21 protein-coding genes and 1 pseudogene are annotated in these 24,689 nt (G+C 42.3%); 4 read left to right on the top strand and 18 right to left on the bottom strand.

The features are described 5' to 3' along the window. Positions 1-217 precede the first annotated feature (217 nt). The 15 genes from AAEY94_RS07185 to yceD all read right to left on the bottom strand — a co-directional run bounded on the left by AAEY94_RS07185 (position 218) and on the right by yceD (position 14,821). Positions 218-910 carry an ANTAR domain-containing response regulator gene (locus AAEY94_RS07185; RefSeq protein WP_157822792.1) on the bottom strand — a complete coding sequence of 231 codons (693 nt, stop codon included), beginning with the start codon at positions 908-910 and terminating at the stop codon, positions 218-220. Continuing rightward, positions 898-2,118 (bottom strand): glycosyl transferase, encoded by a 1,221-nt coding sequence (locus tag AAEY94_RS07190; RefSeq protein ID WP_157822791.1) that lies wholly within the window; start codon positions 2,116-2,118, stop codon positions 898-900. Before AAEY94_RS07190 ends, AAEY94_RS07185 begins: the two co-directional genes overlap by 13 nt. After that, positions 2,111-2,995: a uroporphyrinogen-III C-methyltransferase gene (gene cobA / locus AAEY94_RS07195; protein WP_101086818.1), complete on the bottom strand. Its 885-nt coding sequence runs from the start codon at positions 2,993-2,995 to the stop codon at positions 2,111-2,113. Before cobA ends, AAEY94_RS07190 begins: the two co-directional genes overlap by 8 nt. Next, a complete protein-coding gene (locus tag AAEY94_RS07200) occupies positions 2,995-5,799 on the bottom strand; it encodes a molybdopterin oxidoreductase family protein (RefSeq protein WP_350978159.1) in 2,805 nt (934 codons plus the stop codon). The genes cobA and AAEY94_RS07200 overlap by 1 nt, the downstream gene beginning before the upstream one ends. Before the next feature lie 511 nt (positions 5,800-6,310). Continuing rightward, a complete protein-coding gene (cctA, locus tag AAEY94_RS07205) occupies positions 6,311-6,646 on the bottom strand; it encodes a tetraheme c-type cytochrome CctA (RefSeq protein WP_101086816.1) in 336 nt (111 codons plus the stop codon). Positions 6,647-7,052: 406 nt separating this feature from the next. Beyond that, complete coding sequence (locus AAEY94_RS07210) at positions 7,053-7,928, bottom strand: NAD(P)-dependent oxidoreductase (RefSeq protein WP_101086815.1); 876 nt, start codon at positions 7,926-7,928, stop codon at positions 7,053-7,055. 13 nt (positions 7,929-7,941) lie between these two features. Continuing rightward, entirely contained in the window at positions 7,942-8,430 is a 489-nt protein-coding gene (locus AAEY94_RS07215; protein ID WP_011636973.1) for an acyl-CoA thioesterase, read from the bottom strand. Between the two features lie 149 nt (positions 8,431-8,579). Then, entirely contained in the window at positions 8,580-9,818 is a 1,239-nt protein-coding gene (gene fabF, locus AAEY94_RS07220; RefSeq protein WP_182744010.1) for a beta-ketoacyl-ACP synthase II, read from the bottom strand. 162 nt (positions 9,819-9,980) lie between these two features. Then, positions 9,981-10,214: an acyl carrier protein gene (acpP, locus tag AAEY94_RS07225; RefSeq protein WP_011496723.1), complete on the bottom strand. Its 234-nt coding sequence runs from the start codon at positions 10,212-10,214 to the stop codon at positions 9,981-9,983. A 163-nt stretch (positions 10,215-10,377) separates the two neighbouring features. Continuing rightward, positions 10,378-11,124 carry a 3-oxoacyl-ACP reductase FabG gene (gene fabG / locus AAEY94_RS07230; RefSeq protein ID WP_011636971.1) on the bottom strand — a complete coding sequence of 249 codons (747 nt, stop codon included), beginning with the start codon at positions 11,122-11,124 and terminating at the stop codon, positions 10,378-10,380. A gap of 10 nt (positions 11,125-11,134) precedes the next feature. Continuing rightward, a complete protein-coding gene (gene fabD / locus AAEY94_RS07235; protein WP_335691545.1) occupies positions 11,135-12,061 on the bottom strand; it encodes an ACP S-malonyltransferase in 927 nt (308 codons plus the stop codon). Between the two features lie 34 nt (positions 12,062-12,095). Next, a complete protein-coding gene (locus tag AAEY94_RS07240) occupies positions 12,096-13,055 on the bottom strand; it encodes a beta-ketoacyl-ACP synthase III (protein ID WP_182744012.1) in 960 nt (319 codons plus the stop codon). Positions 13,056-13,063: 8 nt separating this feature from the next. Beyond that, on the bottom strand, positions 13,064-14,092 hold the full coding sequence (plsX, locus tag AAEY94_RS07245; protein ID WP_101086811.1) for a phosphate acyltransferase PlsX: 1,029 nt from the start codon (positions 14,090-14,092) through the stop codon (positions 13,064-13,066). Positions 14,093-14,107: 15 nt separating this feature from the next. Then, positions 14,108-14,278, bottom strand: a complete 171-nt coding sequence (rpmF, locus tag AAEY94_RS07250; RefSeq protein WP_011636967.1) for a 50S ribosomal protein L32 — start codon at positions 14,276-14,278, stop codon at positions 14,108-14,110. Positions 14,279-14,296: 18 nt separating this feature from the next. After that, positions 14,297-14,821 carry a 23S rRNA accumulation protein YceD gene (gene yceD / locus AAEY94_RS07255; RefSeq protein ID WP_101086810.1) on the bottom strand — a complete coding sequence of 175 codons (525 nt, stop codon included), beginning with the start codon at positions 14,819-14,821 and terminating at the stop codon, positions 14,297-14,299. Positions 14,822-15,069: 248 nt separating this feature from the next. On the opposite strand from yceD, the gene AAEY94_RS07260 reads away from it, so the two are divergent. Beyond that, a complete protein-coding gene (locus tag AAEY94_RS07260; protein WP_101086809.1) occupies positions 15,070-15,696 on the top strand; it encodes a Maf family protein in 627 nt (208 codons plus the stop codon). 206 nt (positions 15,697-15,902) lie between these two features. On the opposite strand, the gene AAEY94_RS07265 is transcribed toward AAEY94_RS07260, so the two are convergent. Next, complete coding sequence (locus AAEY94_RS07265) at positions 15,903-16,556, bottom strand: HAD-IA family hydrolase (protein WP_101086808.1); 654 nt, start codon at positions 16,554-16,556, stop codon at positions 15,903-15,905. A gap of 31 nt (positions 16,557-16,587) precedes the next feature. Next, a complete protein-coding gene (gene rluC / locus AAEY94_RS07270) occupies positions 16,588-17,544 on the bottom strand; it encodes a 23S rRNA pseudouridine(955/2504/2580) synthase RluC (protein ID WP_011636963.1) in 957 nt (318 codons plus the stop codon). Between the two features lie 627 nt (positions 17,545-18,171). Here rluC and rne point away from each other — a divergent pair. Both rne and AAEY94_RS07280 read left to right on the top strand, forming a co-directional pair. Next, entirely contained in the window at positions 18,172-21,540 is a 3,369-nt protein-coding gene (gene rne, locus AAEY94_RS07275; protein ID WP_350978167.1) for a ribonuclease E, read from the top strand. 234 nt (positions 21,541-21,774) lie between these two features. Beyond that, positions 21,775-22,352 (top strand): annotated as a pseudogene (locus tag AAEY94_RS07280) (SulP family inorganic anion transporter). 304 nt (positions 22,353-22,656) lie between these two features. On the opposite strand, the gene AAEY94_RS07285 reads toward AAEY94_RS07280, so the two are convergent. Further along, entirely contained in the window at positions 22,657-23,574 is a 918-nt protein-coding gene (locus AAEY94_RS07285; protein WP_192115139.1) for a bifunctional methionine sulfoxide reductase B/A protein, read from the bottom strand. 162 nt (positions 23,575-23,736) lie between these two features. Here AAEY94_RS07285 and AAEY94_RS07290 point away from each other — a divergent pair, with 162 nt between their 5' ends. Continuing rightward, positions 23,737-24,576 (top strand): isopenicillin N synthase family dioxygenase, encoded by an 840-nt coding sequence (locus AAEY94_RS07290; protein ID WP_162023386.1) that lies wholly within the window; start codon positions 23,737-23,739, stop codon positions 24,574-24,576. Positions 24,577-24,689: the final 113 nt, after the last annotated feature.

The raw sequence follows: 24,689 nt of genomic DNA on the forward strand, positions 1-24,689 counted from the left end.
GTAAAAAGCAAAATGGCGCCAACTCCGCTTAAGGAGTTGGCGCCATTGCCTGTTGAGATCCAAATTTTTAAAATAAATTGTTGAGGTAAACGACCCAGTTAATTGCTGCCATTCACACTATCGTCAATCTGATACTTTATTCATTATATGTATTGTCTGCAGGCTCTATGCCAACTACAAAAAAGACTTAAACCATTGATTTATTAGCCTTAAAAAATCAACAGCCTTTACTAAACGCTCTACTGTTGTCCATCTTGGTCACAACCGCACCAAAGTGAGGCGCACCATCGTTGTTCACTGCGGTGTTTAGTGATTTTGACTTACCATGATGCTGAGTCACAATAGCAATAATTTGCGCTGACATTTGAGCTAATGACAAACCTTTTTGCATCGCTTGTTGTTGAATAATCTGGTGCGCTTTGGTTTCATCGAACCCTTGCTGCATAACGATAAGCTTGGCCTGACTAAGTAGTTTTATACTGCGGATTTCATCATCCAGTTTTTTAAATTCGGCGAGTGTTTTACTCGCAGCATTAAAACGTGCTTGGGCCAAACTAATGACACTGGTTAAACGATTAACACTTAACATCTCAGGAATAAAAGTGATGCGACCGCAATCAAGTAACTCGGTTAATGCTGTCTGCTGCCATGTTTTGGCATTGACAACTATCACCATTGGCTTACTGGTTAATATACGCTGAATAAGTCCTTGGATTTGAGCGTGTAATGTGTCGGTTAATATCAACAAGGTATCAAATGTTTGTTGATGTAATCGTTGCTCAATTTGGCTCACAGAAGTTAACACCGTGACATGTCCAAACGCTGCCAAACAAGCTTGGTACTTTACAACTTCACAATCGACCACTGGCACAGCTGAAAAACTCAGGTCACAAAAAATTAAACTGCGCATAACCACTCCTCGTTCAGCCATTTGGCTAATGGATTGTTTGTTGAACTGAAGCGGTTTGCCCAACATTGTTGACTCAAGTAAACAGCTTGCTCCGCTGCCATAATCTTCTGTGAATTTGATTTTTGTGAAATTGATTCTGGTGAAATTGATTCCTGTGGAATAATCGCTGTATTTAATTTGTGGTTAAGTAATAACAATACTGCAGCCAACGTTGCCGTCATACTGCTAAGCGCCTGCTCAATCATGGTGCGCGACATTAATGATGTCAGCGCATCAGCAGAAAAAGGCTCTTTTTCGCGCCATAACAGCGCAAGAATGTCGCTAGATAATTCAGCTTGACCCACTTTTGCACCAGAAAAGCCTTCTAATAACGTAGGGATAGATAAGCTCGATACCGCTATATTATCTGTCTGTCCGTTGACGACAGTTATCGTGGTAGCCACTCTTGGATTACACTCGGTTTCACCTTGTAAGCCTTTAAAAATAGCCACACTGCCGGCGTGATATTCGCTTTTCTCAAATAAAATTTCGCATATTCCTTGGTGTACCGCATCTAACCCAGGGTGAAAATAACTGCGAAGGCTTATTGGTGCATTAGTTGGGTTCATGCAACGCGCTGCGGTTTGAATCAAACTGCGTAGACCTAATTCTTGATGTAATTGACGACACTCATCTAACACTGGTGCTAAGTCACCCGCTCGAACATAAACAATATTATCTGACTGCAATGCCACTTTGGCCATTTGTGATGATGTACAACACGCAATATTAAGTGATGCTAAACATGATTCAACATGACGGCGATGAGGTAACGCTTGACTGTCACCGTGTAACATCACCCGAATACCTTGTTTCGCCAATAACTTAGCAACCAGTAAAAGCCAAGGTAACTGTTCGCGCTTGCCCGCATACACAGGCCAATCGATATCAACCTCAAGCGAATGCCAACCTTTATCGACAGTGCGACGTAAGCCCGCCACCATCCCTGCTATTTCTTCAGTCGTTTCACCGCGCACGCGCATGAGCATCATGGCACTGGCCATTTGCACACGCGATACTTTTCCTTTGGCAAAACCTTCAAGCAGCAAGCAAGCCTCATCAAACGTTAATGCACGTGAGCCTTTTTCGCCCTTACCTAATGCTTTTATCAGCAAACGAAAGTCAAACTCATCCACGGATGTCAGCGTTAACTCACCAATTTTAGGCATATAAAGCCTCACGCCCATATTCAAATGAGGTTTGTGTTGCAGCTACATCAATATCGGCAAGCAAAGCATTCAGCTGTTGACCAACAGACACCACTTCACCAATGATGATTAACGTCGGCCCAGAGTCTTTAATGGTTAACGCGGCATCGGCCATAGAAGCGACTGTGGCATAAGTAACAATTTGATTCGGTCTTCCACCATTGGTAACAAATGCTACCGGCAGATTAGCGGCACTTTGAGCATCGAGTAACCCAATTGAAATGCTTGCCGCTTGTTCTTTACCCATATAAAACACCAAGGTTGATTGCGCTGCTAATAATGCTTGCCACTGCGTAGGTGCATTTGCATTATCGGCATCGGTCATTTTGGTGCCGGTGATCAGCGTAACACTGCGAGCCATACCACGATACGTTAATGGAATTCCGGTACTTGATGCACAACCTAACGCCGCGGTAACACCAGCAATAAATTGCGAACGGATACCATTTTGTGCAAGGTAAAGCGCTTCTTCTGCACCTCTACCAAAAATATGCGGATCGCCGCCCTTTAATCGCACCACTTTTAATCCTTGCTGCGCTAATGTCAGCAATAATGCATTAATGTCGTCTTGCTTTTTACTCGGCTGACCACAGCGTTTACCCACAAAATGACGCTGACAAGTTGGCGTCACTAACGTCAAAATGTCACTACTCACCAGACTGTCGAACACCAACGCTTCAGCTTGTGCCACTATTCTAGCGGCCTTAAGTGTCATTAACTCTAATTGACCACAACCCGCACCAACAATAGCCACATCACCCGCGTGTAATTCATTCGCCGCATGTCCTAAAGTACTTATAGGTTGACGACCTTTTATCATTGCTTCTACGGTATTCATTAGGCTACGTCCTCTGCTACTGATGGTTGATCTTCAATGCCGGAATAAGATAAGGCGTCTTGCCAACTTTGCTTGGCACACTGCTTAACTTCACTATGACAACTGCCACATTGACGGCCGCAACCGAGTAATAACTGGGTGCTATCTAACGCCTGCTCAAAACTGATATTCGCTAAACCGTCACTCATCACTTGGTCGTTAAATTGTTGATTGATTTCGTCGTTAATGTTCGCTTCGATTACCCCTGTACAAGCGCAGATTAACGGACTATTTCCGGCTTTTATTTGCTGATGTAGCTGCTTAATTAACTGTTTATCGACAGGCTTACCAATGAAATCATTCATTTGATATAGGGCCACATTGACTTGAGTATGAGACAAGACTTTTAATGCTTTAAGTAATCCTTTATCCATATTGCATTGGATATATAAAGGCTGGCCATCTACCGTTAAAGTCCACTTAAGTGAATGCACAGTCGCTTGATACGCAAAGCCGTCGTCGGTATCCGTAAAACCGATGTGATGACACACTCCGTTCTCTAGTGTTTGTGCAACTTGCCAACATAGCCCGTGAGCAGAAGAGTCGTGTTGACCAAAAACCACCCCTTGCAGCGCCAGTTCAACAGAGCTTAATGTCACAGGTTGACACTTAAACCCTGGTTGTTTTGATATTGGGTCGACGCGAGCATCTAATGCCTGATTCACGCCTTTGGTCAGCGAAAACTGCGCAGACCAATGCATTGACATCAAAGCCATATTTGTCGGTATGTCATCATCGACAACAGCGCGAGCCATCGTGAATGAGGCATGGGGAAAAAGGTCGGGGTTAGCGGTCTCTGTGGAGTATTGTTCAATTTGATTTTGAATAGCTTCAATGCGGACCAAGCCACCTTCGGTTAAAGAGAATGCACTGAGTTGTGATGAATGCAGGTGAACGACAGGCTCAGGAATACTGGCTCGTAAGCTAGCAATATGTCCGGTGCGAGTCATGGTATGCCACTGTTCTCGGCTGCGGCCAGTGTTTAATAACAAGGTGTTACTCGGTAATGATTGTTGCGGAACACTAACAACCGCAGGCGCAACAAACTGAGCTTTACCCGTCGCGGTAGCAAACTCTCCCTGGCTAAAAACTCGCACGTTTTGTTGACCAATTTGTGTCGCCGAAGCAATAGGCCATTGTGTCGGTACTAGTGCATCATATTGCGCTTTGGATAAATCTGTTAGCCCAGTGAGATCAAACACCTTAGTCGGAAAAGCTTGTTTAACTCTAGCGGATAAAGCTGCAAACTCGCTAAATACACTGGTATTGTCATCAAAATTAAAACCATCAAAGCCCATTTTGTTCGCGACTTGGCTAACCGCCCACCAATCAGGTTTAGCTTGGCCTTTGGCTGTGATAAAGCCACGTTGACGCGTAATAGTGCGCTCACTATTAGTGACGGTACCGCACTTTTCTGACCAGCCTTGAGCTGGGAGTAATACATCAGCAAGTTTGGCGGTATCAGAATCAGGACTGATTTCAGACACCACCACAAAAGGACAATCGGCTAATGCTTGTGCTATTTTTTCACTGTTGGGCAAAGACACCACAGGATTGGTGCCCATAATCCAAATCGCTTTGATTTTACCTTCGGCAAGGGCATCAAACATCTCAACTGCTGCTAAACCTTTTTGATCTGCAACACTGTCAACTTGCCAAAAATCAGCTAATAACTGCTGCTCCGATTGTGAAAACCCCATATGACACGCTAACTGAGTGGCTAACCCACCGACCTCACGGCCGCCCATGGCATTGGGCTGCCCTGTTAACGAAAAGAATCCACAGCCAGCTTGACCGATGTGTCCTAACGCGAGGTGACAATTAATCATCGCATTGGTTGCATCGGTGCCAATGGTTGACTGATTAACCCCCTGACAAGATGCCGTAAGTACTTTTTTATTGTTGGCTACAAGTTGATAGAATTGCGTCAGCTGAGTGACAGAAACACCGACTTGTGTGGCAAGATCGGCTAAATTGACACTTAATTGTTGCGCCTGCAAAACCACGGTATCAAAGCCTTCTGTGTGTGCGGCAATATACGCATGGTCGACACGATTTTGATCGGCTAAATAACCGAGTAAGCCATGAAATAATGTTAAATCAACGCCCGGTTTAATGGCTAAATGTAAATCTGCTTGTTTTGCTGTGGCTGTTGATAACGGGTCGATTACCACTAAACGAGCATTATTGATTTTTTTTGCGGCTAAAATCCGTTGAAAAAGAACGGGATGAGTCCAAGCAGTATTGGCCCCTACAAGCACAATCACATCAGCTTGCTCTAGGTCGTCGTAACAACCAGGTACAACATCTTCACCAAAGGCGCGTTGCATCGCACTCACCGCTGACGACATGCATAACCGTGAATTAGTATCGACGTTGGCTGTCTTTAAAAAGCCTTTGGCAAACTTGTTGGCTACATAATAATCTTCAGTGAGTAATTGCCCTGATAGATAAAGCGCAACAGAGTCTGGACCGTGCTCAGCAATGGTTTGCGCAAATGTATCGGCAATCAAGGTGCTAGCACGGTCCCAATCAAGTGGCATACCAGATCGTAGTTTAGGGTAACGCAGTACATTCGGTTGGGCTAAACTGTCGAGTAAGCGTTCGCCTTTGGCACATAAATGACCGTAGTTAGCAGGATGCATGTTATCGCCGACTAATTCTAAATCTACAGCATCGATATCGGTCCAATCCGCTTTATTTGAAGACACGCTAATGCCGCATCCGACACCACAATAAGCACAACTAGATTGGATTGCTGACATACATCTACCTTTTCACATTAACGATTACATAATTGAAATACTGCGAAAGATGTGCCAAAAAAATAACTTACTGATTTACAATAGAAATAGAAAATACCTAGGTATTTTAAAACAACATTTGTGCAACAAAAGTGCGCAGCCTGCGCCCTTATGTTGCGCATCTACTTGAAAATAAAAGAATTTAAATACCTAAAAAGAGGTATGCCACTGCAAGTGAAAACGTTTTATATATGTGTTTCACTCAGCCTCATGATTTTCTAACTTGACGAATTAACGTTAAGTGATGAATTTCTTCAAAGCATGTTAAAGGTTGAGGAGAGACAATTAATACACGAGGGTGAGATATTTTATTAGACTGACTAAAATTCGCTGCATCATCTAATAAGAGCAAGTTTGTATACAAATTGATTCAATTGACTAGTGCACTTTATGCGGAAGATCGTAAAGAATGATGGGGATATTAAAACAAAATACCGACATTACGTCGGTATTTTTCAGCTACTAAAAGACTTTATTTAGCAACACGACCATCATCGTGGCATGTATCACATGTTGGCATTTCGCCTACTTTAGCTTCATGTGGTGCATGACAATCTGCGCACATTAAAATACCATCATGCGGCTTATGGTTATCATCCATTTCGGCAAGTGTACCATGGCAACTTTGACATTGTTCAAATTCATAAGCGCCATCTTTTGATGGTTCGCCATCAGCGTGACAGTTTTCACAGCCACCCATTTCAACGTGAAACTCTGCGAGGGTCTCATCAGCAGCAAATGATGCAGAAGACATCATCATTACCGCGAAACCAGCCGCAAACAATGCACTCAGTAGTTTATTGCTCACTATTCATTCCTCCAATTTTAGTGTGTGTCCGCATTCTTTTATCTGACACGGATCATCACACTGCAGCACGACACTTTGCTTAAGGGTTATTTAACAACTTTGTTTATAGACCGTTTATCAAAAAATTTATAAACAATCTCAAATTGACTGACAATATAAACGTAGTTAATCAATCCACTTTAAGCAAAATTAATTTAGATTAAACAATAATAGCAGCGATAATTAGATGAAGATGTGCGCTATATCATGTAACTCGATGGTTTTTAGTCAATAAATCAACTTAAGATCAGAAAGCAGCTAATAAAGCAAAGGCTAATGTTTGTGGGTTTGTAGCCAATAAAAAAGCCCCAATCTATATTGGGGCTACATTCTCGCAATAATATGTTACAAGCACTGTGTGTTGATATTAACTGCGCGACTTTTCTAAGCGGGCAAGTAAGCTAGAGGTATCCCAGCGATTACCTTTCATTGCTTGAACTTCTGAATAAAACTGATCAACTAATGCTGCCACCGGTAAATGGCTACCATTACGACGAGCTTCGTCTAATGCAATACCCAAATCTTTGCGCATCCAATCGATAGCAAACCCGAAATCATATTGACCTTGCCACATAGTTTGATAGCGATTTTCCATCTGCCAGCTTTGTGCCGCACCTTTGCTGATCACTTCAATCACTTTTAAGCCATCTAAGCCCGCACTCTTAGCAAAATGAAGTCCCTCAGCTAGACCTTGCACTACACCAGCAATACAAATTTGATTAACCATTTTAGTCAACTGCCCAGAACCAACTGGCCCTAACAGTTCAGCGCAGCGGCTGTATGCCGCAATAACAGGTTTAACGGTATCAAAATGAGTCTGTTCGCCACCCATCATCACGGTTAACGCACCATTTTCTGCTCCAGCTTGACCACCAGATACAGGCGCATCTAAAAAGGCAATCTGAAGTGGCTCTATGTGCGCAGCAATTTCACGCGCGACATCAGCAGAAGCCGTAGTATGGTCAACCAAAATAGCACCTGCATGCATACCATGAACAACACCTTGCTCACCTAGTACGACCTGACGTAAGTCATCATCATTACCCACACAGGTAAAAACAATGTCTTGGCCTTTGGCGGCATCTTTTGGTGTATCGGCCTTCTTACCACCATATTGTTCAACCCACTGAGCCGCTTTAGCCCCTGTACGGTTATACACAGTAACGTCATGACCCTGTTTAACCAAATGTCCCGCCATCGGGAACCCCATAACGCCTAAACCAATAAATGCTACCTTGGCCATGATTTCCCCTTATTTATTCAACTGAAGGTTTAACGTGAGCTTCCATTTCGGCACCGATACGCTTACGCATATCCATTAGTCTCAATGCACTATCACGTAAGCGAACATCATCGGCAGTAGCTGGTATCCACTCAGGAACCGATGTGGGATGACCTTCATCATCAACGGCTACCATGATAACGATACAGTGTGTCGTCAGATGACGTTCAGACTCTTTAGGATCGCCCGCCTTTACATCAATCGCAATATGCATAGACGTTGTACCGGTATAAATAACTTTACCAGTCACTTCAACAATATTACCCACATGGATAGGCTTAACAAATCGAATGCCGCCTGCATACACAGTAATACAATATTTACCGCTCCAGCCTGCTGCTGCTGCATAAGCGGCTAAATCGATCCATTTCATTACTGCACCGCCGTGAACCTTACCGCCAAAATTGACGTCTGCAGGTTCGGCCAAAAAACGTAATGTAAGTTGTCTATCTTTACCGGCCATAATAGATCCTATTAGATAAATGTCATTACTTATCAGTCTACGCTAAATCATCATTTAGCGGGAATTGATAAATACTAATGTGACAAAAAAACAAACCAAATAAATAAAAAAGGGAAGATTTTCATCTTCCCTTATTGGCATTAACTCGATTAAATTCTCTTAAACAGTAACGAACCGTTTGTGCCACCAAAACCAAATGAATTACATAAGGCATAGTCAAACTGATGACGACGTGAGGTATGAGCAACAAAATCTAAGTCGCAACCTTCGTCTGGGTTATCTAAGTTGATTGTTGGCGGTACGTGCTGATCACGCAGTGCAAGCAAAGTAATAATGGCTTCAACAGCGCCAGCTGCGCCCAACAAATGTCCAGTCATTGATTTAGTTGAACTTACAAGTACCTCGTAGGCATGTGGTCCAAACACCGATTTAACTGCTGCAGCTTCTGCTTTATCACCCGCATGAGTTGAGGTGCCATGTGCATTGATGTAACCCACAAGCTCTTTGTCAATTTGGGCATCATTAATGGCGTTAACCATTGCAGCTGCGGCACCAGCACCATCACTTGGAGGTGATGTCATGTGAAATGCATCGCCGCTCATACCAAAACCAACTAACTCACCGTAAATTTTAGCACCACGAGCTTTAGCTCGTTCATACTCTTCCATCACAATAACCCCGGCGCCATCGCCAATAACAAAGCCATCACGGTCTTTGTCCCAAGGGCGACTTGCTGCTGTTGGATTGTCATTACGAGTCGATAATGCTTTAGCAGCACTAAAACCTGCAACGCCTAATGGGCTAGTAACATCTTCTGCGCCACCAGCTACCATCACATCAGCATCACCGTAAGCAATGGTACGTGCTGCAAAACCAATATTGTGTACACCCGTTGTACAGGCTGTAGTCACAGCAAAATTAGGACCTGTCATGCCATACATAATCGACAAGTTTCCGGCTATCATATTGATAATGGTGCTTGGCACAAAAAATGGCGACACTTTACGTGGTCCACCATTTAATAATGCAGAATGGCCTTGTTCAATCAACCACATACCACCCATACCAGAACCAATAGCAGTACCTATTCGAGCTGGATTTTCTTGGCTCATATCTAAGCCTGAATCTTTTACTGCTTGAATACCCGCAGCCATGCCGTATTGGATAAATAAATCCATTTTACGAGCTTCTTTTTTGGTTAGGTATTGTTCGACGTCAAAATCTTTCACAGAGCCACTGAAACGAGTACCAAATTCACTAGCATCAAACTTAGTGATTGGAGCTATACCACTCTTACCAGCCAATAAGGCATTCCAAGTAGACTCGACATCATTACCCACAGGAGTCACAAGACCAAGACCTGTGATGACGACACGACGTTTAGACATGATATTCACCTTTAAATAAAATCTGCCACGATGCCATTATTGCGATTTAGCTAAAGAAGTATAAGGAGGGATGTTCTAATGCAATTAAATGGAACGAGCGTTTACAAATGCTTTAAACAAAAACAGGCGGCATAAATGCCGCCTGTTTTTGTGAATTCTTGATTACTGATTCTTAGAAACGTAATCGATCGCTGCTTGAACAGTAGTGATCTTTTCAGCTTCTTCGTCAGGGATCTCGGTATCAAACTCTTCTTCTAGAGCCATAACCAATTCAACAGTGTCTAGAGAATCAGCGCCTAAATCGTCTACAAAAGAAGCAGCTGATTTAACGTCTTCTTCTTTAACGCCAAGTTGTTCGATGATGATTTTCTTTACACGTTCTTCGATGTTGCTCATTAGTTTTCTTTCCTATTCAAATTACGCACTTGCGTAAGATTGCGAGTAGTTTATTCGAATTAGATAACAATGCAAGCTTAGATTTTGTGGTCTAACCACAAAAATTAACATTGAATTGTCACTAACACTGACTCAAATGAAGGTAGTTACCTACCTATCGCCCTTAAACCATGTACATACCGCCATTCACATGCAATGTTTCGCCTGTGATGTAAGCGGCTGAATCCGAGGCCAAAAACAATACTGCATTGGCAATTTCTTGTGCTTGCCCTAATCGTTCCATCGGAACTTGCGACATAATAGCTTGTTGCTGCTCAACTGTCAGCTCATCTGTCATGTCTGTCTGAATAAATCCAGGTGCAATAGCATTCACTGTTATTTGACGAGATGCAACCTCTCTTGCAAGAGATTTTGTAAATCCGATCAAACCAGCTTTAGCAGCCGAGTAATTTACTTGGCCAGCGTTGCCCATTGTACCTACTACAGAACCGATACTGATAATACGTCCGAAACGTTTTTTCATCATAGATCGCATTACTGGTTTAGACAATTTAAATAATGAAGTCAAATTAGTGTCAATAATATCTTGCCACTCATCATCTTTCATCCGCATTAATAAATTATCACGGGTAATACCCGCATTGTTGATAAGAATATCAACTTCACCTGCTTTTTCTTTGATCTGGCTATATAAATCAGCAACAGATTGAGAGTCAGTGACATTTAACACCATCCCAAAGCCTTTGTCACCTAGGTATGCTTGAATCGCCGCTGCACCTTTTTCACTGGTTGCCGTACCGATAACCATCGCGCCAGCTTGTACCAATGATTCAGCAATCGCACGCCCAATACCGCGACTAGCGCCTGTCACTAAAGCAACTTTACCGTCTAAATTAATGCTAAAGCTCATATCAACTCCTTTATTCGACTAATGCTGCAAATGAAGCAACATCATTGACCGCTTGAGCGGATATCGATTTATTAATTCTTTTTGTTAAACCGGTTAATACTTTACCCGGTCCACACTCTATTAATTTTGTAACACCTTGTGTCGCCATAAATTCAACAGACTCGCTCCAACGCACTGGGCAATATAACTGACGCACTAATGCATCTTTAATTGCCTGTGAATCTGTCGGCATGGCCACATCAACATTGTTGACGACATTAATGGTAGGCTCTGAGAATGTCACTTCAATTAACGCTTTAGCGAGTTCATCAGCGGCTGGCTTCATTAGTGCACAATGTGACGGTACACTCACAGGTAATGCTACTGTCATTTTTGCCCCTGCAGCTTTACATGCAGCTGCAGCGCGTTCAACAGCCGCTTTCTCACCGGCTATCACAACTTGACCTGGGCTGTTGTAGTTAACAGGGCTTACCACGCTACCTTCAGCAGACTCTGCGCATGCTTTAGCAATAGCAGCATCATCAAGACCAATAATGGCAAACATGGCACCTGAGCCCGCTGGCACAGCTTGTTGCATTAACTTTCCGCGTAGTTCAACTAATTTAACTGCATCAATAAATTCAATCACACCTGCGCAAACTAAAGCAGAATACTCTCCAAGGCTGTGACCTGCTAATAAAGAAGGCATGGGCTTGTTAGATGCTTGATATGCACGCCAAATAGCTACGCTTGCCGTAAGCAATGCAGGCTGGGTTTTATCTGTTTCATTCAAGGCCTCAGCTGGACCATTGGCAACAAGATCCCATAAATCATAACCTAACGCTTCACTCGCTTCAGCAAAGGTTTGTCCAATAATGACATGAGTTTGAGCCAATTCCGCTAACATTCCTACAGCCTGTGAACCTTGGCCAGGAAATACAAAAGCAACATTTTCCATAAACGCTTACCTGTATAAAAAATTAATTTGAAAATTAAAAACGAACTAAAGCACTGCCCCAAGCAAAACCACCGCCAAATGCTTCGAGTAGTAATAAATGTCCACGCTGAATTCGACCATCGCGTACCGCTTCATCTAATGCAATAGGCACTGAGGCCGCTGAAGTATTACCGTGTTTAGCCAATGTCAACACGACTTTATCAAGACTCATGTGCAACTTTTTAGCTGTGGCATTAATAATGCGGAAATTAGCCTGATGCGGCACTAGCCAATCAATTTCTGATTTATCGACATTATTAAGACGCAAAGTTTCGGTGACCACATTAGACAACTGCGTAACCGCAACTTTAAACACATCGTTGCCTTTCATCGTCATAAAACCAACGGCTTCAGAACTTTCATTAGCACGAGGAGGGAAAGAGCATTTTAATAAATCCCCTTGGCTGCCATCAGCATAGATATGCGTCGCAATGATACCTGGAGTATCACTAACACCAATAATCGCGGCGCCGGCACCATCGCCAAATAAAATGACGGTAGAGCGATCAGCAGGATCGCACATCCGTGACAATACGTCAGAACCTATAACCAGTACTTTTTTAGCAGAACCCGTTTTTACGAATTGATCCGCAACCGATAGTGCATAAATAAATCCAGAACACGCGGCAGCAATATCAAAGGCAGGGATATTTTTGACGCCTAATAAGGCTTGAATTTCGCATGCAGCTGCAGGAAATGCGTTTGATGCACTGGTGGTTCCACAAACAATCATATCAAGATCGCTTGCTTCGATCCCTGCCATTTCAAGCGCTTTTAGTGCCGCTTGATAACCCATTGTTGAAACCGATTCATCTGATGCAGCAATGCGCCGTTCAGAAATACCGGTTCGGTCAACAATCCATTGGTCACTGGTTTCAACCATTTTTTCGAGATCTTGATTGCTACGAACTTGCACAGGTAGATAGCTACCTGTTCCGAGAATTTTTGTGTGCATATATGAGATCAGCTATTGATGTCTAAAAGAATCGACTCCAAACGATCTTTAATCATTTCAGGAAGACGACGTTTTGCTTCTGTTGCTGCTAAATTTAATGCTTGTAAAAATGCAGCTTCATCCGCGTTACCATGACTCTTTACTACTATTCCGCGCAATCCTATCAGACTTGCACCGTTATAGTGGTCGGGGTTCATCTTACTGAGTACTGCTTGTATACGTGGAGCGATGAGTTTGGAGAGTAAACGAACAAAAAAACCGTCATTTAAGCCGCGTTTTAATTGATGTACTAACAGTTTTGCGATGCCTTCAGAAGTCTTTAAGGTGATATTACCGACAAAGCCATCACAAACAATGACATCCACATTACCAGTGTAAATTTCATCGCCTTCAACAAAGCCGATATAATTAACTTGTTCGGTGTGTTGTAAAATTTGTCCGGCCTGTTGAACCTGGTCGTTCCCCTTAATGGCTTCAATACCGACATTAAGCAAAGCGACTTTGGGACGGGATTTCTTATGGACAGCTTCACATAAGACAGACCCCATAATAGCAAACTGGAATAAGGTCTCGGAATCACAAGATACATTAGCCCCTAAATCCAGCAGATAAACGGGCTTGCCAGTCATTGCAGGTAAACAAGAAACCAGTGCGGGTCTATCAATACCCGGTAATGTTTTTAATAGCACCTTAGCCATCGCCATCAACGCACCAGTATTACCAGCGCTAACGCAGGCCTCGGCTTTTCCGTCACGTACCAGTTCAAGCGCTATTCTCATAGAACTGTTTTTACGCGAACGCAAAGCATGAATGGGCCTATCGCACATTGTCACGACTTCAGTAGTGTGGATTATTTCAATTCTGGATAAATCAGCTGAGTGAGCTTGGGGGAGGTATTTTTCTATTTCGGTTTTATTACCAACCAAAATAATATTTAAAGAGGTATGAAATTTCAGTGCCTGCATCGCTGCAGGCACTGTCACGTGGGGACCGTGATCGCCCCCCATCGCATCTAACGCAAGCGTCAGATTTGTCATCAGATAATCAACAAATTACTTGTTGATAACCTTTTTACCGCGGTAAAAACCATCAGCAGTCACGTTGTGACGTAGATGTAATTCACCGCTAGTTGCGTCTACTGATAATTGAGCAGTGCTCAATGAATCATGTGAACGACGCATGCCGCGCTTTGAACGTGATTTTTTATTCTGTTGTACAGCCATTGGACCTGTCTCCTACGATTACTTGCTCTTCAGTTTTTCTAACACTGCAAACGGATTTGGACGCTCCTCATGAGCGGGTTCGATCTCGCCTACAACTATATCTTTCGATCCAGACTTACAACTATTATCATCGTGCATCGGGATGATAGGCATAGCGACTATCAATTCATCTTCAATCAATTGATGCAGACGTACTTCACCAATCTCATTACACTCAATTGGATCATACGCATCCGGGAGCTCATCGATTTCTGCCTCAGTCTTACAAGGACTAAAACAAAAGTCGACCGTAACCTCAGTAGTAAATTGTGTCATGCAACGTTGACATAGCAGAGTGAGCTCCGTCACAGCCTTCCCGCGAAGGTAGACTATCCCCTGTAAATCGACGCCACATTCCAACGACACAACTACGTCGGAACAGTCGCCGGCACATAACTCGCTTAATCGCTTAAGTTGCTTACCTAAAATGGTACCTTCATATCGAAGGCCGCTAGAGGCAGCGCGTATAGGATCAATTGAAACCGGTATCTTTACTGTTTGCATAAGGCGCGCATATTATAGTTTGAAAACGCTGGAGTCAAAGAAAATTTCCGTAAAAATACGGTAACCTCACCTAACAAGGAACTTTAGGTACTCTTTAAATCCGGCATTGAATTTGAAAGTTGGTAAATTTTACCGAACCCAACCCCATCACACAAGCATTACTCGAGAAAAATGATCCATTTGCATAGATGAATACAGTAAACTGACTAATATTCTGTTATTAGCCAATAAATAATGAAACAAAACCAATGAAATTCAATCTTGTACTTGCGTCAACCTCACCTTTTCGTCAACAACTATTGCAAAAATTAATGCTGCCTTTTAGTTGTGTTAATCCAGATATTGATGAAACCCCAATAAAAGATGAGACAGCATTAGCATTGGTTAAGCGCTTAGCCGAGCAAAAAGCATTAGCAGGCGCGAACTTAATTGATCAAACATCTGTGCCGCAATTAATTATTGGTTCCGATCAAGTCGCGCTGATTAACGGTCAAATTATCGGTAAGCCTTATACTGTAGACAATGCGATAGCTCAATTAAGCTCAGCATCTGGTCAAGCAATTACTTTTTATACAGGTCTTGCTGTATTCAATAGTGCCAATCAACAAATGATATCTTGTGTTGAACCGTTTACGGTTCATTTTAAACACTTATCTGCTGCGCAAATTCGCTATTACGTCGATGCAGAGCAGCCACTATATTGCGCGGGGAGTTTTAAATGCGAAGGGTTAGGCATTGCCTTATTTAGCCGTTTAGAAGGTGACGACCCAAATAGCTTAATTGGACTACCATTAATTAAGCTGATTGATTTACTCTCACAACACGGTGTAGATGTTCTTAGTACAGCAGCAGAATGCTCAATCAACGAATATTAATATCGAATACTAATATCGAATATAAGGTCGATACCGAATCTAAAAAGGTGCATTGATGAAGGTAATGGTGTTTCCGCTTGATGTGGGAACGATAACAGGTGTAACACCGAGATAAGCTAAGCAACATATAAAGCGTATGCTATGCAGAATCGAACACTTATATTCGATGCTGCATTACACATCTGGCAATACATCACCCACAATAATTAAACATAGTCATGTATCGCCGATGGTTGGTCGACAATCGCGCGTGGATTTAACGTTTTTAATCTAGCTTCATTATGTGCGCCGTAACTCACACCAATACTCGCCATGCCAGCATTATTGGCCATGGTTAAATCATGAATAGAATCACCAATCATGACGGCTCTATCGGCAGCAACATCAAAATATCTCAATAATGAATGCAGCATCTCAGGATGTGGCTTGCTCTTAGCGTCATCAGCGCAACGCGTCGCATGAAAATACTGTCCTAAGCCTGTTAATGCTAATACCTTGTCTAGACCGTCTCGTCCTTTACCCGTCGCCACAGCTAATTGATAACCAGCCGCATGTAGATTAATAATGAGCGACTCTACCCCCTCAAATAGAGGTGTAGGCTGCTCATTGGCAAAATGATGACGTCGATAACAATCAATAATCTGTTGATGGTTTTGGTGACCAGCAAATAAAATCGGCATGATTTTAGGTAAAGATAAGCCTATGACATCTCTAATTTGTTGCTCAGAGGGTATAGGTAAAATTAATTCTTGTGCTACATCTTGCATACAAGACACTATTTTACCTACGGTATCCATTAGTGTGCCATCCCAATCGAAAATGACTAGTTCATAAGCTTTATCTTTAATGTTCAATATCATGCCCTACTTCATTTGCACATATCTGTGGGTGTTATACTCTTTTCAATTTATCAAGAGTGCTCAATAACACTGGGTCTAAAGGCGCTTTAACTTGCATGATTTCATCATTTTCTGGATGAGTGAATTTAAGTTCAGCCGCGTGTAAAAACAGACGGTCTAACCCTAAAGCACGCATGCTGTCGTCAAATTGTTGCTCGCTGTATTTATCATCACAAGCAATTGCATGGCCTGCATACTGACAATGTACTCGTATTTGATGGGTTCGCCCTGTAACAGGACTCGCCTTAACTAAAGTACACCCTTGGTAACGCTGCATGATCTTATAGCGGGTTTCTGACTCTTTACCCTCTTTGTTAACCCGAACGATTCTCTCGCCCGACTTTAAGGTAATTTTTAATAGCGGTGCTTTAACCACTTTATCACTTGCTTGCCATTCACCACGCACCAACGCTAAATAATCTTTTTGCATGGTTTTACTGCGCAATTGCTCATGTAAATGCTTTAGTGCACTTCGCTTCTTAGCCACAAGCAGCACACCCGAGGTATCTTTATCTAATCGATGCACTAGCTCTAAAAACTTTTGCTGTGGTCGCAGTGAGCGTAATCCTTCAATCACACCATAATCGACACCGCTGCCACCATGTACAGCAATACCAGCAGGCTTGTTTAACACGATAAGATGATTATCTTCATGGATAATACGATCTTCAAGCTGTGACACTCTGGATAAATTAGGAGATGGTGCCTTGCGATTGTCTTTTTCGGCAACACGAACAGGCGGTACTCTTACGATGTCACCAATTTGTAATTTGTATTCAGGCTTGATGCGTTTTTTATTTACCCGCACTTCCCCTTTGCGCACAATCCGATAGATCATGCTTTTAGGAACACCTTTTAATTTAGTTAGCAGAAAATTATCGATTCGTTGTTCAAAATGATCTTCGTCGATAGTCACGTATTCAACTTGGGGGGTAGTTTCAGTATTCATGATGCGCCATATAGTGGTAACCCCAATAGTGTACCTTATCTTGCAAATGATTGGCTATTGCCGCATCAGACTTGAAATAAATACATGAAAGAATATAGGCTTTTGATTGCTGAAAATAACGTTTGTTGCTATATTTGCCCACAGGTTGAGAGTAAACAGTGGATAAAGTGTTCACAACTTTGACCAAATGCGAAACACTAGCAGTTAAAAAAATGAACCTAATCGGTAGCAACTCATTGATTTGCAAATTGTATTAATTAAAAAACGACAAAAACCGTTTGTGCAATTAAACCGTAAGTTTTGAATAAAGATTTCAATTTAACTGTAGTAAATCGCCCCAAATTCGAACAACATTTTAGCTTGTTATCAAACAAACCGATTCGACTTGGGCATTAACGGATTAAAATACCATAATTTATGGGGTTGGTTGTTAGTCAACCAATTCCTTGTTTTTGTAAACATTAGAAAATAAGCCATAAATAGGATGCGACACGCAGTGACTGCGTTTTACAGTAATGAGCACCTAATTGCCTGGATCTAGCCGTGAGGTTATACCGATTAATTCAGGCCCGTAATGCAGAAAAAATCGTGTTGTTTGATGACCTCATTTAGAAGAATCACGTCATCATGAAACGTATGTTAATTAATGCAACTCAATCAGAAGAGTTGCGCGTAGCCCTAGTTGATGGGCAAGAACTGTATGATTTAGACATTGAAAGTCCAGGTCACGAACAGAAAAAATCAAATATCTATAAAGGTAAAATCACTCGAGTAGAACCGTCACTTGAAGCCGCATTCGTTGATTACGGTGCAGATCGTCATGGTTTTTTACCCCTCAAAGAAATTGGTCGCGAATACTTCCCTAAAGGTTATTCATTCCAAGGCCGCCCAAACATTAAAGAAGTGGTACAAGAAGGCCAAGAAGTCATCGTTCAAATCGATAAAGAAGAACGTGGCAACAAAGGCGCTGCACTAACTACCTTTATTAGTCTTGCTGGCTCTTATTTAGTATTAATGCCAAATAACCCTCGTGCTGGCGGTATTTCTCGTCGTATCGAAGGTGATGAACGTACCGAACTCAAAGAAGCAATGGCTGAGCTAGAAGTACCGAATGGTATGGGCTTGATTGTGCGAACTGCTGGTGTAGGCAAAGAATCAACAGAGCTAAAGTGGGACTTAAAAGTACTACAACATCATTGGGACGCTATTCAAGAAGCTGCTCAAAGTAAAGCCGCGCCATTCTTAATTCATCAAGAAAGCAACGTGATTGTTCGCGCTATTCGTGACTACTTACGTCGCGATGTGGGTGAGATCCTTATCGATCACCCACGTATTTTCGAAGAAGCTAAATTGCACATTGGTTTAGTTCGCCCCGATTTTGTAGAACGTGTAAAACTATATGATTCTGAAGTACCGTTGTTTACTCACTTTCAAATTGAGTCTCAAATCGAGTCAGCGTTCCAACGCGAAGTGCGTTTACCTTCAGGCGGATCAATTGTTATTGACCCGACAGAAGCATTAACGTCGATCGATATCAACTCAGCCCGTGCAACTAAAGGCGGCGATATTGAAGAAACAGCGCTAAACACTAACCTTGAAGCTGCGGATGAAATTGCTCGTCAATTACGTCTACGTGACTTAGGCGGTTTAGTGGTTATCGACTTTATCGATATGACACCTGTTCGTCATCAACGTGAAGTAGAAAACCGTTTACGTGATGCAGTACACCATGACCGTGCTCGTGTGCAATTAGGTCGTATTTCTCGCTTTGGTTTAATGGAAATGTCGCGTCAGCGTCTGCGTCCATCGTTAGAAGAATCAGCAGCTCACTTGTGTCCACGTTGTCATGGCCAAGGCACTATTCGCAGTACTGAATCATTAGCGCTATCGATTTTACGTTTAATGGAAGAAGAAGCCATTAAAGAGAACACTACACAAATCGAAGCGATTGTACCGGTTGATGTTGCTGCGTTCTTATTAAACGAGAAACGTAAAGCAATTCGTATTACCGAAGAACGTCACGAAGTTGAAGTTTACATCATCCCAGATGCACACATGCAAACACCAGATTACCGCGTTGTACGTCGTAAGAGTGATGATGAAGTCAGTGAATCTAGCTATAAGCGAGTAGAACAACCAGTCGCCAAATTGTATGAGCCTCGTAAGCTTGAGCGTGCAGCGTCTCCTGAGCCTGCATTAAAAGGCTTTACTGCTCCACAAAAAGCCGCTGAAGATACAGTACAAGCAATACCTGCAAATGTCGCTCCGGTGGCAACGTCTAATCAGCCAGGATTATTCACTCGAATGATCTCAGCAATTAGCGCCTTATTTTCAGGTAATGAAGCTGAGGCCAAAGATACCAAAGCAGCTGAACCAACTAAAGAAACGGCTCAAACTAACACCCGTCGTAATACCCGTCGTAATGACACTCGTAACGACAGCACTAACCGTAATGACAAACGCAATGATAGTCGTCGTCAGCGAAATGACAGCGATAAATCAAAAGACAGCACAGAAGCTCGTCCTCAGAATAAGCGTAATGAACGTAATAGCAGAAATACGGTTCAAGATGACAACGCCAAAAACAAACCGAGAACAGAGAAAGTTGACAAGCCATTGCCTGTCAATGAAACCAAAGCAACAGAGGCTAAAGTAACAGAGTCTAAAGTTGCTACTGAAAAATCTCCAAAACAAGAAGCTGCTCGTGAGCGTCGCCAGCGTCGTAATTTACGTCGTAAAGTGCGAATTGAAAGCGAACAGAGTGAAACATTACCAACAACCGATGTTAATGATAATAAATCAACTGAGCAATCAGTTGAGGTAATGACATCAGAACCTAAAGCGGTAGAGTCAAAAGTAGCTGAAGAAAAAACATCAGAAACTAGAGCGCCACGCAGTCGTCGTCAACCTCGTAAAGAGAAGACTGAACAGGCGGTTGAAGCGCCAGCAGAAAATGGAACAGAGCAAACAACTGATCCAGTTACTGAAGTAGCAAATGTTACCAGTACTGCTGCTCCAGTTGAAACTGACGCTACTGCCGTGGTTGAAGTAAAAACAGAAACAACTCAAGCAGATGTTGATACTGTCACTGAAACGGTAGTTGCTAGCACTGACGTTGCAGCTGAAACTGATGAGTCAAGTTCAAGCGCTGACGATGCAACATCAGACAGCGAAGCTGAAGGGCGTGAAGGTCAACGTCGTAGCCGTCGTAGCCCGCGTCACTTGCGTGCAGCAGGTCAACGCCGTCGTCGTGATGATGAAACGGGCTCTACTCAACCAGCCGTTTTCACACCTAATGATGAGCTAGAAAAGCAATTAGACGCTGAACAAGCTAGAGCTCAAGCGAAGACTCCAGATATTGAAGGTGAAGCAATTGCTGAAGTCGTTAATACACCTGTTGAACCCGTTACTAAGCCAGTTGAAGCCGTAGAGACAGAAGCTAACAAAGCTGATGCTGTAGCGGTTAATGTTGAAACAACTGAAACGCCAGTAGAAATAAAGGTGGCTCCTCAAGCAGTAAAAGCACCTGAGGCCCCTGAACTTAAAGCTGAAGTAGAAGTTGCTAAAACAACGGTTGATGTTGAAGCTAAACAAGCACCGGTAGCGACAGTGACTGAAACAACATCTATTGAAACTGAAAAAACCGCAGCGTTAACTAGCAAGCAAGATAAATCGGTTGCGGCCAATTCCTCTGCGCCAATGGCTAAGCCTGCTGCAATTGTGCGTCAAGCTAAACCTGAAGTCGTAAAAGAAGTCGCGGCGACAATAGCAGAGACGGTTTCTACTGAAGCAGCGCCATCAACCAAAGCCCCTGTAAAGGTAAGTCGCTTTGGTTCTATGGTGTCATCTGACATGACTAAACCTACAGTCGATGTCCGTGAGCAGAAAGCAGTACCTCAAGGACGTACTTATGAAGCCCAAGCGACTGAAAGCAACACTCCCAAAGTAGCAAAGAATAACAGTGCATCTGCTGATATGACTCGCCCTGGAGAGTAACGATAATAAGGGGCTAACTAGCCCCCATTATTTATAAAGCCATGCTTAGCATGGCTTTTTTATTGACAATATTAATAGAAAACTCAAAAAACAGCCTCATTGAATTGATATCATCACAGTTCAAAAATCAAGTGTTTTTTGTTGAAATAATCCCCCTTTTTATTAACTTACAAACAAAACCAGAGGTTAAATATTCGATCTCATTCGCCATAAACAAGTAGTAGTAAAGCCGATATTTTGTCAGGATTAACCGTGGCGTTAGCCTAATCCCAGAAGCAGTTGCCTTTGCGTTCGTCGCCCATGTTGAACCTATGGTAGGAATATACGCTGCCTTCATTATGGGTTTAATCACCGCATTAATTGGCGGGCGATCAGGTATGATTTCCGGCGCTACAGGTGCTATGGCAGTAGTCATGGTGTCATTAGTGATTGAACAAGGTATAGGGGCATTTACCGATCTGGCTTTTTGCTGTGTTTGTTGGTGTTATCGTATCTGCTTTGGTGTTTGCATGGCAACACGCAAAACACATCAACATTGACATAAGTGAAGACACAAATGGCTGGAAAATATATCGCTTAAATGGGCCATTATTCTTTGGCTCAGAGGTTAATTTCCTTGAAGTATTTGATGCTGAAAACGATAACCAAGATGTGATTATTGATTTTCAAAATTCACGAGTGGCAGATCATTCAGCGTTAGAGGCTATCGATACCTTAGCTAAACGTTATGTGGTTGCGGGGAAACGTCTGCCTTTACGTTACTTAAGCCAAGATTGTAAAGCCCTACTCCTAAAGCACTTGATTTGGTTTAAATTTACCTTATTGAAGATCTGCACAACAAAGTGGCCGACGATAAATTAGACTAAACGGACATAATACCAATGCCAATAATTATCTGGTCATTCAGCCGGAGCTACTCAGGCTTTCCATTTCTTTGTTGCATTGTTTTACAAGGGAACAAGCATTCTTTCAACAATGCGCCTCAAACTGGAAAACCTGAGAGGCTCTGATTGAGCACATAATTAATGGAATTGATATAAAAAAAGGGGTGATTGAATATTCAATCACCCCTTTTTTTATTATGCTTAGCCCTAATACAAGAGCAAAAAATTTAGTTTACACTTTACGCTTATCTGCAAACTTACTCATGACTTTATCAAATTTAGGCTTAACCACTAATTGGCAATAAGGTTGTTCACCATGCTTTGCAAAGTAGTCATCATGATAATTTTCAGCAGGATAAAATGTGTCAAACGCACTGATTTCGGTCACTATCGGCCTAGGCCAAAGTTGTTGTTCAGTTAACGCATGAATAAATCGGTTTGCAGCATCTACTTGTTCACTATTATGGGCAAAAATAGCTGAACGATACTGTGGCCCTTTATCATTACCCTGTTGATTAAGTGTGGTCGGATCGTGGCTTTCAAATAGTACGCTAAGTAAGGTGTCAAATTGAATAACCGCAGGGTCAAATTCAATATGAACCACTTCTGCATGAGCTGTTTTACCAGAACACACTGCGTCATAATTTGCATCTTTTGCTTCACCGCCACAATAACCTGATTTAACACTTAGCACGCCATTAAGTTGAGCAAAAATAGCCTCAACACACCAAAAGCACCCAGCGCCAAAAGTGGCCTTTTGGAAAGAAGCTACCGCCGAACTTGATTGCGCTAACTCATCACGGGATTTAAAAATCATCGATACTGAATTAACACAATGACGAACATTATTATCCGTTAAATGCTCGCCTTCAAACACATGACCTAAATGACCGCCACATTGTGCACAGGTGATTTCGGTTCGATGACCATCAGCATCAGGAGTATGTTCTACTGCGCCCTCGATTTCATCATCAAATGCAGGCCAGCCACAATGTGCATTAAATTTATGTTCACTGTTATAAAGAGGTGCATGGCACTTTTTACATAAATAAACGCCTTGCGCATCATGATCAACATATTCACCGCTGAAAGGCCGTTCTGTACCTTTTTGTTCAATTACATATTTTTCAAATTCGGTTAAATTATTCATTGTCGGCTCTCATTGAGTTGTTTGTCGCAAATATTAACAAAGGATACGTGAGATCCGCAGCATCAGTTCAACCAATACAACATGAAGACACGCAAAGAATTGCGACAAAGTGTGACTAAGGTTACCATTAGCAGTGGGTCAACACACTAATAAGAAAATATAATGAAACTAAATACAATTGATTACTTAGCACCAGATAGCGCTGAGCGCTTTGTTGAATCGCTTCAACAAACAGGTTTTGGGGTACTATCGAATCACCCTATTCAAAAGCAACTTGTCGAAGACATTTATAAAGAGTGGTACAACTTCTTCCAATCTGAACAAAAACATGACTTTTTGTTCAAGTCAGAAACACACGATGGATTTTTTCCTGCATCGATTTCTGAAACAGCCAAAGGTAACAATGTAAAAGATATCAAAGAATATTATCATGTGTATCCTTGGGGCCGTATTCCTGATTCACTTAGATCCAATATTCTTGCATATTATGAGCATGCCAACACCCTAGCGGCGGAATTACTCAGCTGGATTGAAAAATATACACCCGCAGATGTTGCGGCAAAATATACGATTCCATTACCAGACATGATTGCACAAAGCCAGCAAACCTTATTGCGGATTTTACATTATCCACCAATGAAAGGTGATGAAGAAATGGGCGCTATCCGCGCTGCAGCGCATGAGGACATTAACCTCATCACTATATTACCTGCAGCAAATGAACCTGGATTACAAGTGAAAACCAAAACCGGTGAATGGATTGACGTACCTAGCGATTTTGGCAGCATCATTATTAACATCGGTGACATGTTGCAAGAAGCATCGGGTGGCTATTTCCCTTCGACATCACATAGGGTAATCAACCCTGAAGGGGCAGACAAAACCAAATCACGGATTTCATTACCGCTGTTTTTGCATCCGAATCCAGAAGTCGTGTTATCAGAGCGTTATACCGCTGACAGCTATTTACAGGAAAGATTACGTGAATTAGGCGTTATTTAAGCATTAATGCTTCATTTAGCAATGATACTAAGCGCCTTCGGGCGCTTTTTTTATGCATTTAATCTGCTAACGAGGTAGAATATCACTTTTGTATTTATTGTATTTACTCTCCG

Origin of the sequence: Shewanella sp. AC34-MNA-CIBAN-0136 (assembly GCF_040309945.1) — a bacterium.
GTDB lineage: Bacteria > Pseudomonadota > Gammaproteobacteria > Enterobacterales > Shewanellaceae > Shewanella.

What these genes read in the sequence shown, in the direction of transcription:
- AAEY94_RS07200 (WP_350978159.1), bottom strand. Translation starts at nt 5,799, where the DNA reads ATGTCAGCAATCCAATCTAGTTGTGCTTATTGTGGTGTCGGATGCGGC.
- fabG (WP_011636971.1), bottom strand. Translation starts at nt 11,124, where the DNA reads ATGAGCTTTAGCATTAATTTAGACGGTAAAGTTGCTTTAGTGACAGGC.
- yceD (WP_101086810.1), bottom strand. Translation starts at nt 14,821, where the DNA reads ATGCAAACAGTAAAGATACCGGTTTCAATTGATCCTATACGCGCTGCC.
- AAEY94_RS07210 (WP_101086815.1), bottom strand. Translation starts at nt 7,928, where the DNA reads ATGGCCAAGGTAGCATTTATTGGTTTAGGCGTTATGGGGTTCCCGATG.
- plsX (WP_101086811.1), bottom strand. Translation starts at nt 14,092, where the DNA reads ATGACAAATCTGACGCTTGCGTTAGATGCGATGGGGGGCGATCACGGT.
- AAEY94_RS07265 (WP_101086808.1), bottom strand. Translation starts at nt 16,556, where the DNA reads ATGATATTGAACATTAAAGATAAAGCTTATGAACTAGTCATTTTCGAT.
- rpmF (WP_011636967.1), bottom strand. Translation starts at nt 14,278, where the DNA reads ATGGCTGTACAACAGAATAAAAAATCACGTTCAAAGCGCGGCATGCGT.
- AAEY94_RS07185 (WP_157822792.1), bottom strand. Translation starts at nt 910, where the DNA reads ATGCGCAGTTTAATTTTTTGTGACCTGAGTTTTTCAGCTGTGCCAGTG.
- cobA (WP_101086818.1), bottom strand. Translation starts at nt 2,995, where the DNA reads ATGAATACCGTAGAAGCAATGATAAAAGGTCGTCAACCTATAAGTACT.
- AAEY94_RS07190 (WP_157822791.1), bottom strand. Translation starts at nt 2,118, where the DNA reads ATGCCTAAAATTGGTGAGTTAACGCTGACATCCGTGGATGAGTTTGAC.
- acpP (WP_011496723.1), bottom strand. Translation starts at nt 10,214, where the DNA reads ATGAGCAACATCGAAGAACGTGTAAAGAAAATCATCATCGAACAACTT.
- AAEY94_RS07260 (WP_101086809.1), top strand. Translation starts at nt 15,070, where the DNA reads ATGAAATTCAATCTTGTACTTGCGTCAACCTCACCTTTTCGTCAACAA.
- AAEY94_RS07285 (WP_192115139.1), bottom strand. Translation starts at nt 23,574, where the DNA reads ATGAATAATTTAACCGAATTTGAAAAATATGTAATTGAACAAAAAGGT.
- fabF (WP_182744010.1), bottom strand. Translation starts at nt 9,818, where the DNA reads ATGTCTAAACGTCGTGTCGTCATCACAGGTCTTGGTCTTGTGACTCCT.
- rne (WP_350978167.1), top strand. Translation starts at nt 18,172, where the DNA reads ATGAAACGTATGTTAATTAATGCAACTCAATCAGAAGAGTTGCGCGTA.
- AAEY94_RS07240 (WP_182744012.1), bottom strand. Translation starts at nt 13,055, where the DNA reads ATGCACACAAAAATTCTCGGAACAGGTAGCTATCTACCTGTGCAAGTT.
- fabD (WP_335691545.1), bottom strand. Translation starts at nt 12,061, where the DNA reads ATGGAAAATGTTGCTTTTGTATTTCCTGGCCAAGGTTCACAGGCTGTA.
- AAEY94_RS07215 (WP_011636973.1), bottom strand. Translation starts at nt 8,430, where the DNA reads ATGGCCGGTAAAGATAGACAACTTACATTACGTTTTTTGGCCGAACCT.
- rluC (WP_011636963.1), bottom strand. Translation starts at nt 17,544, where the DNA reads ATGAATACTGAAACTACCCCCCAAGTTGAATACGTGACTATCGACGAA.
- AAEY94_RS07290 (WP_162023386.1), top strand. Translation starts at nt 23,737, where the DNA reads ATGAAACTAAATACAATTGATTACTTAGCACCAGATAGCGCTGAGCGC.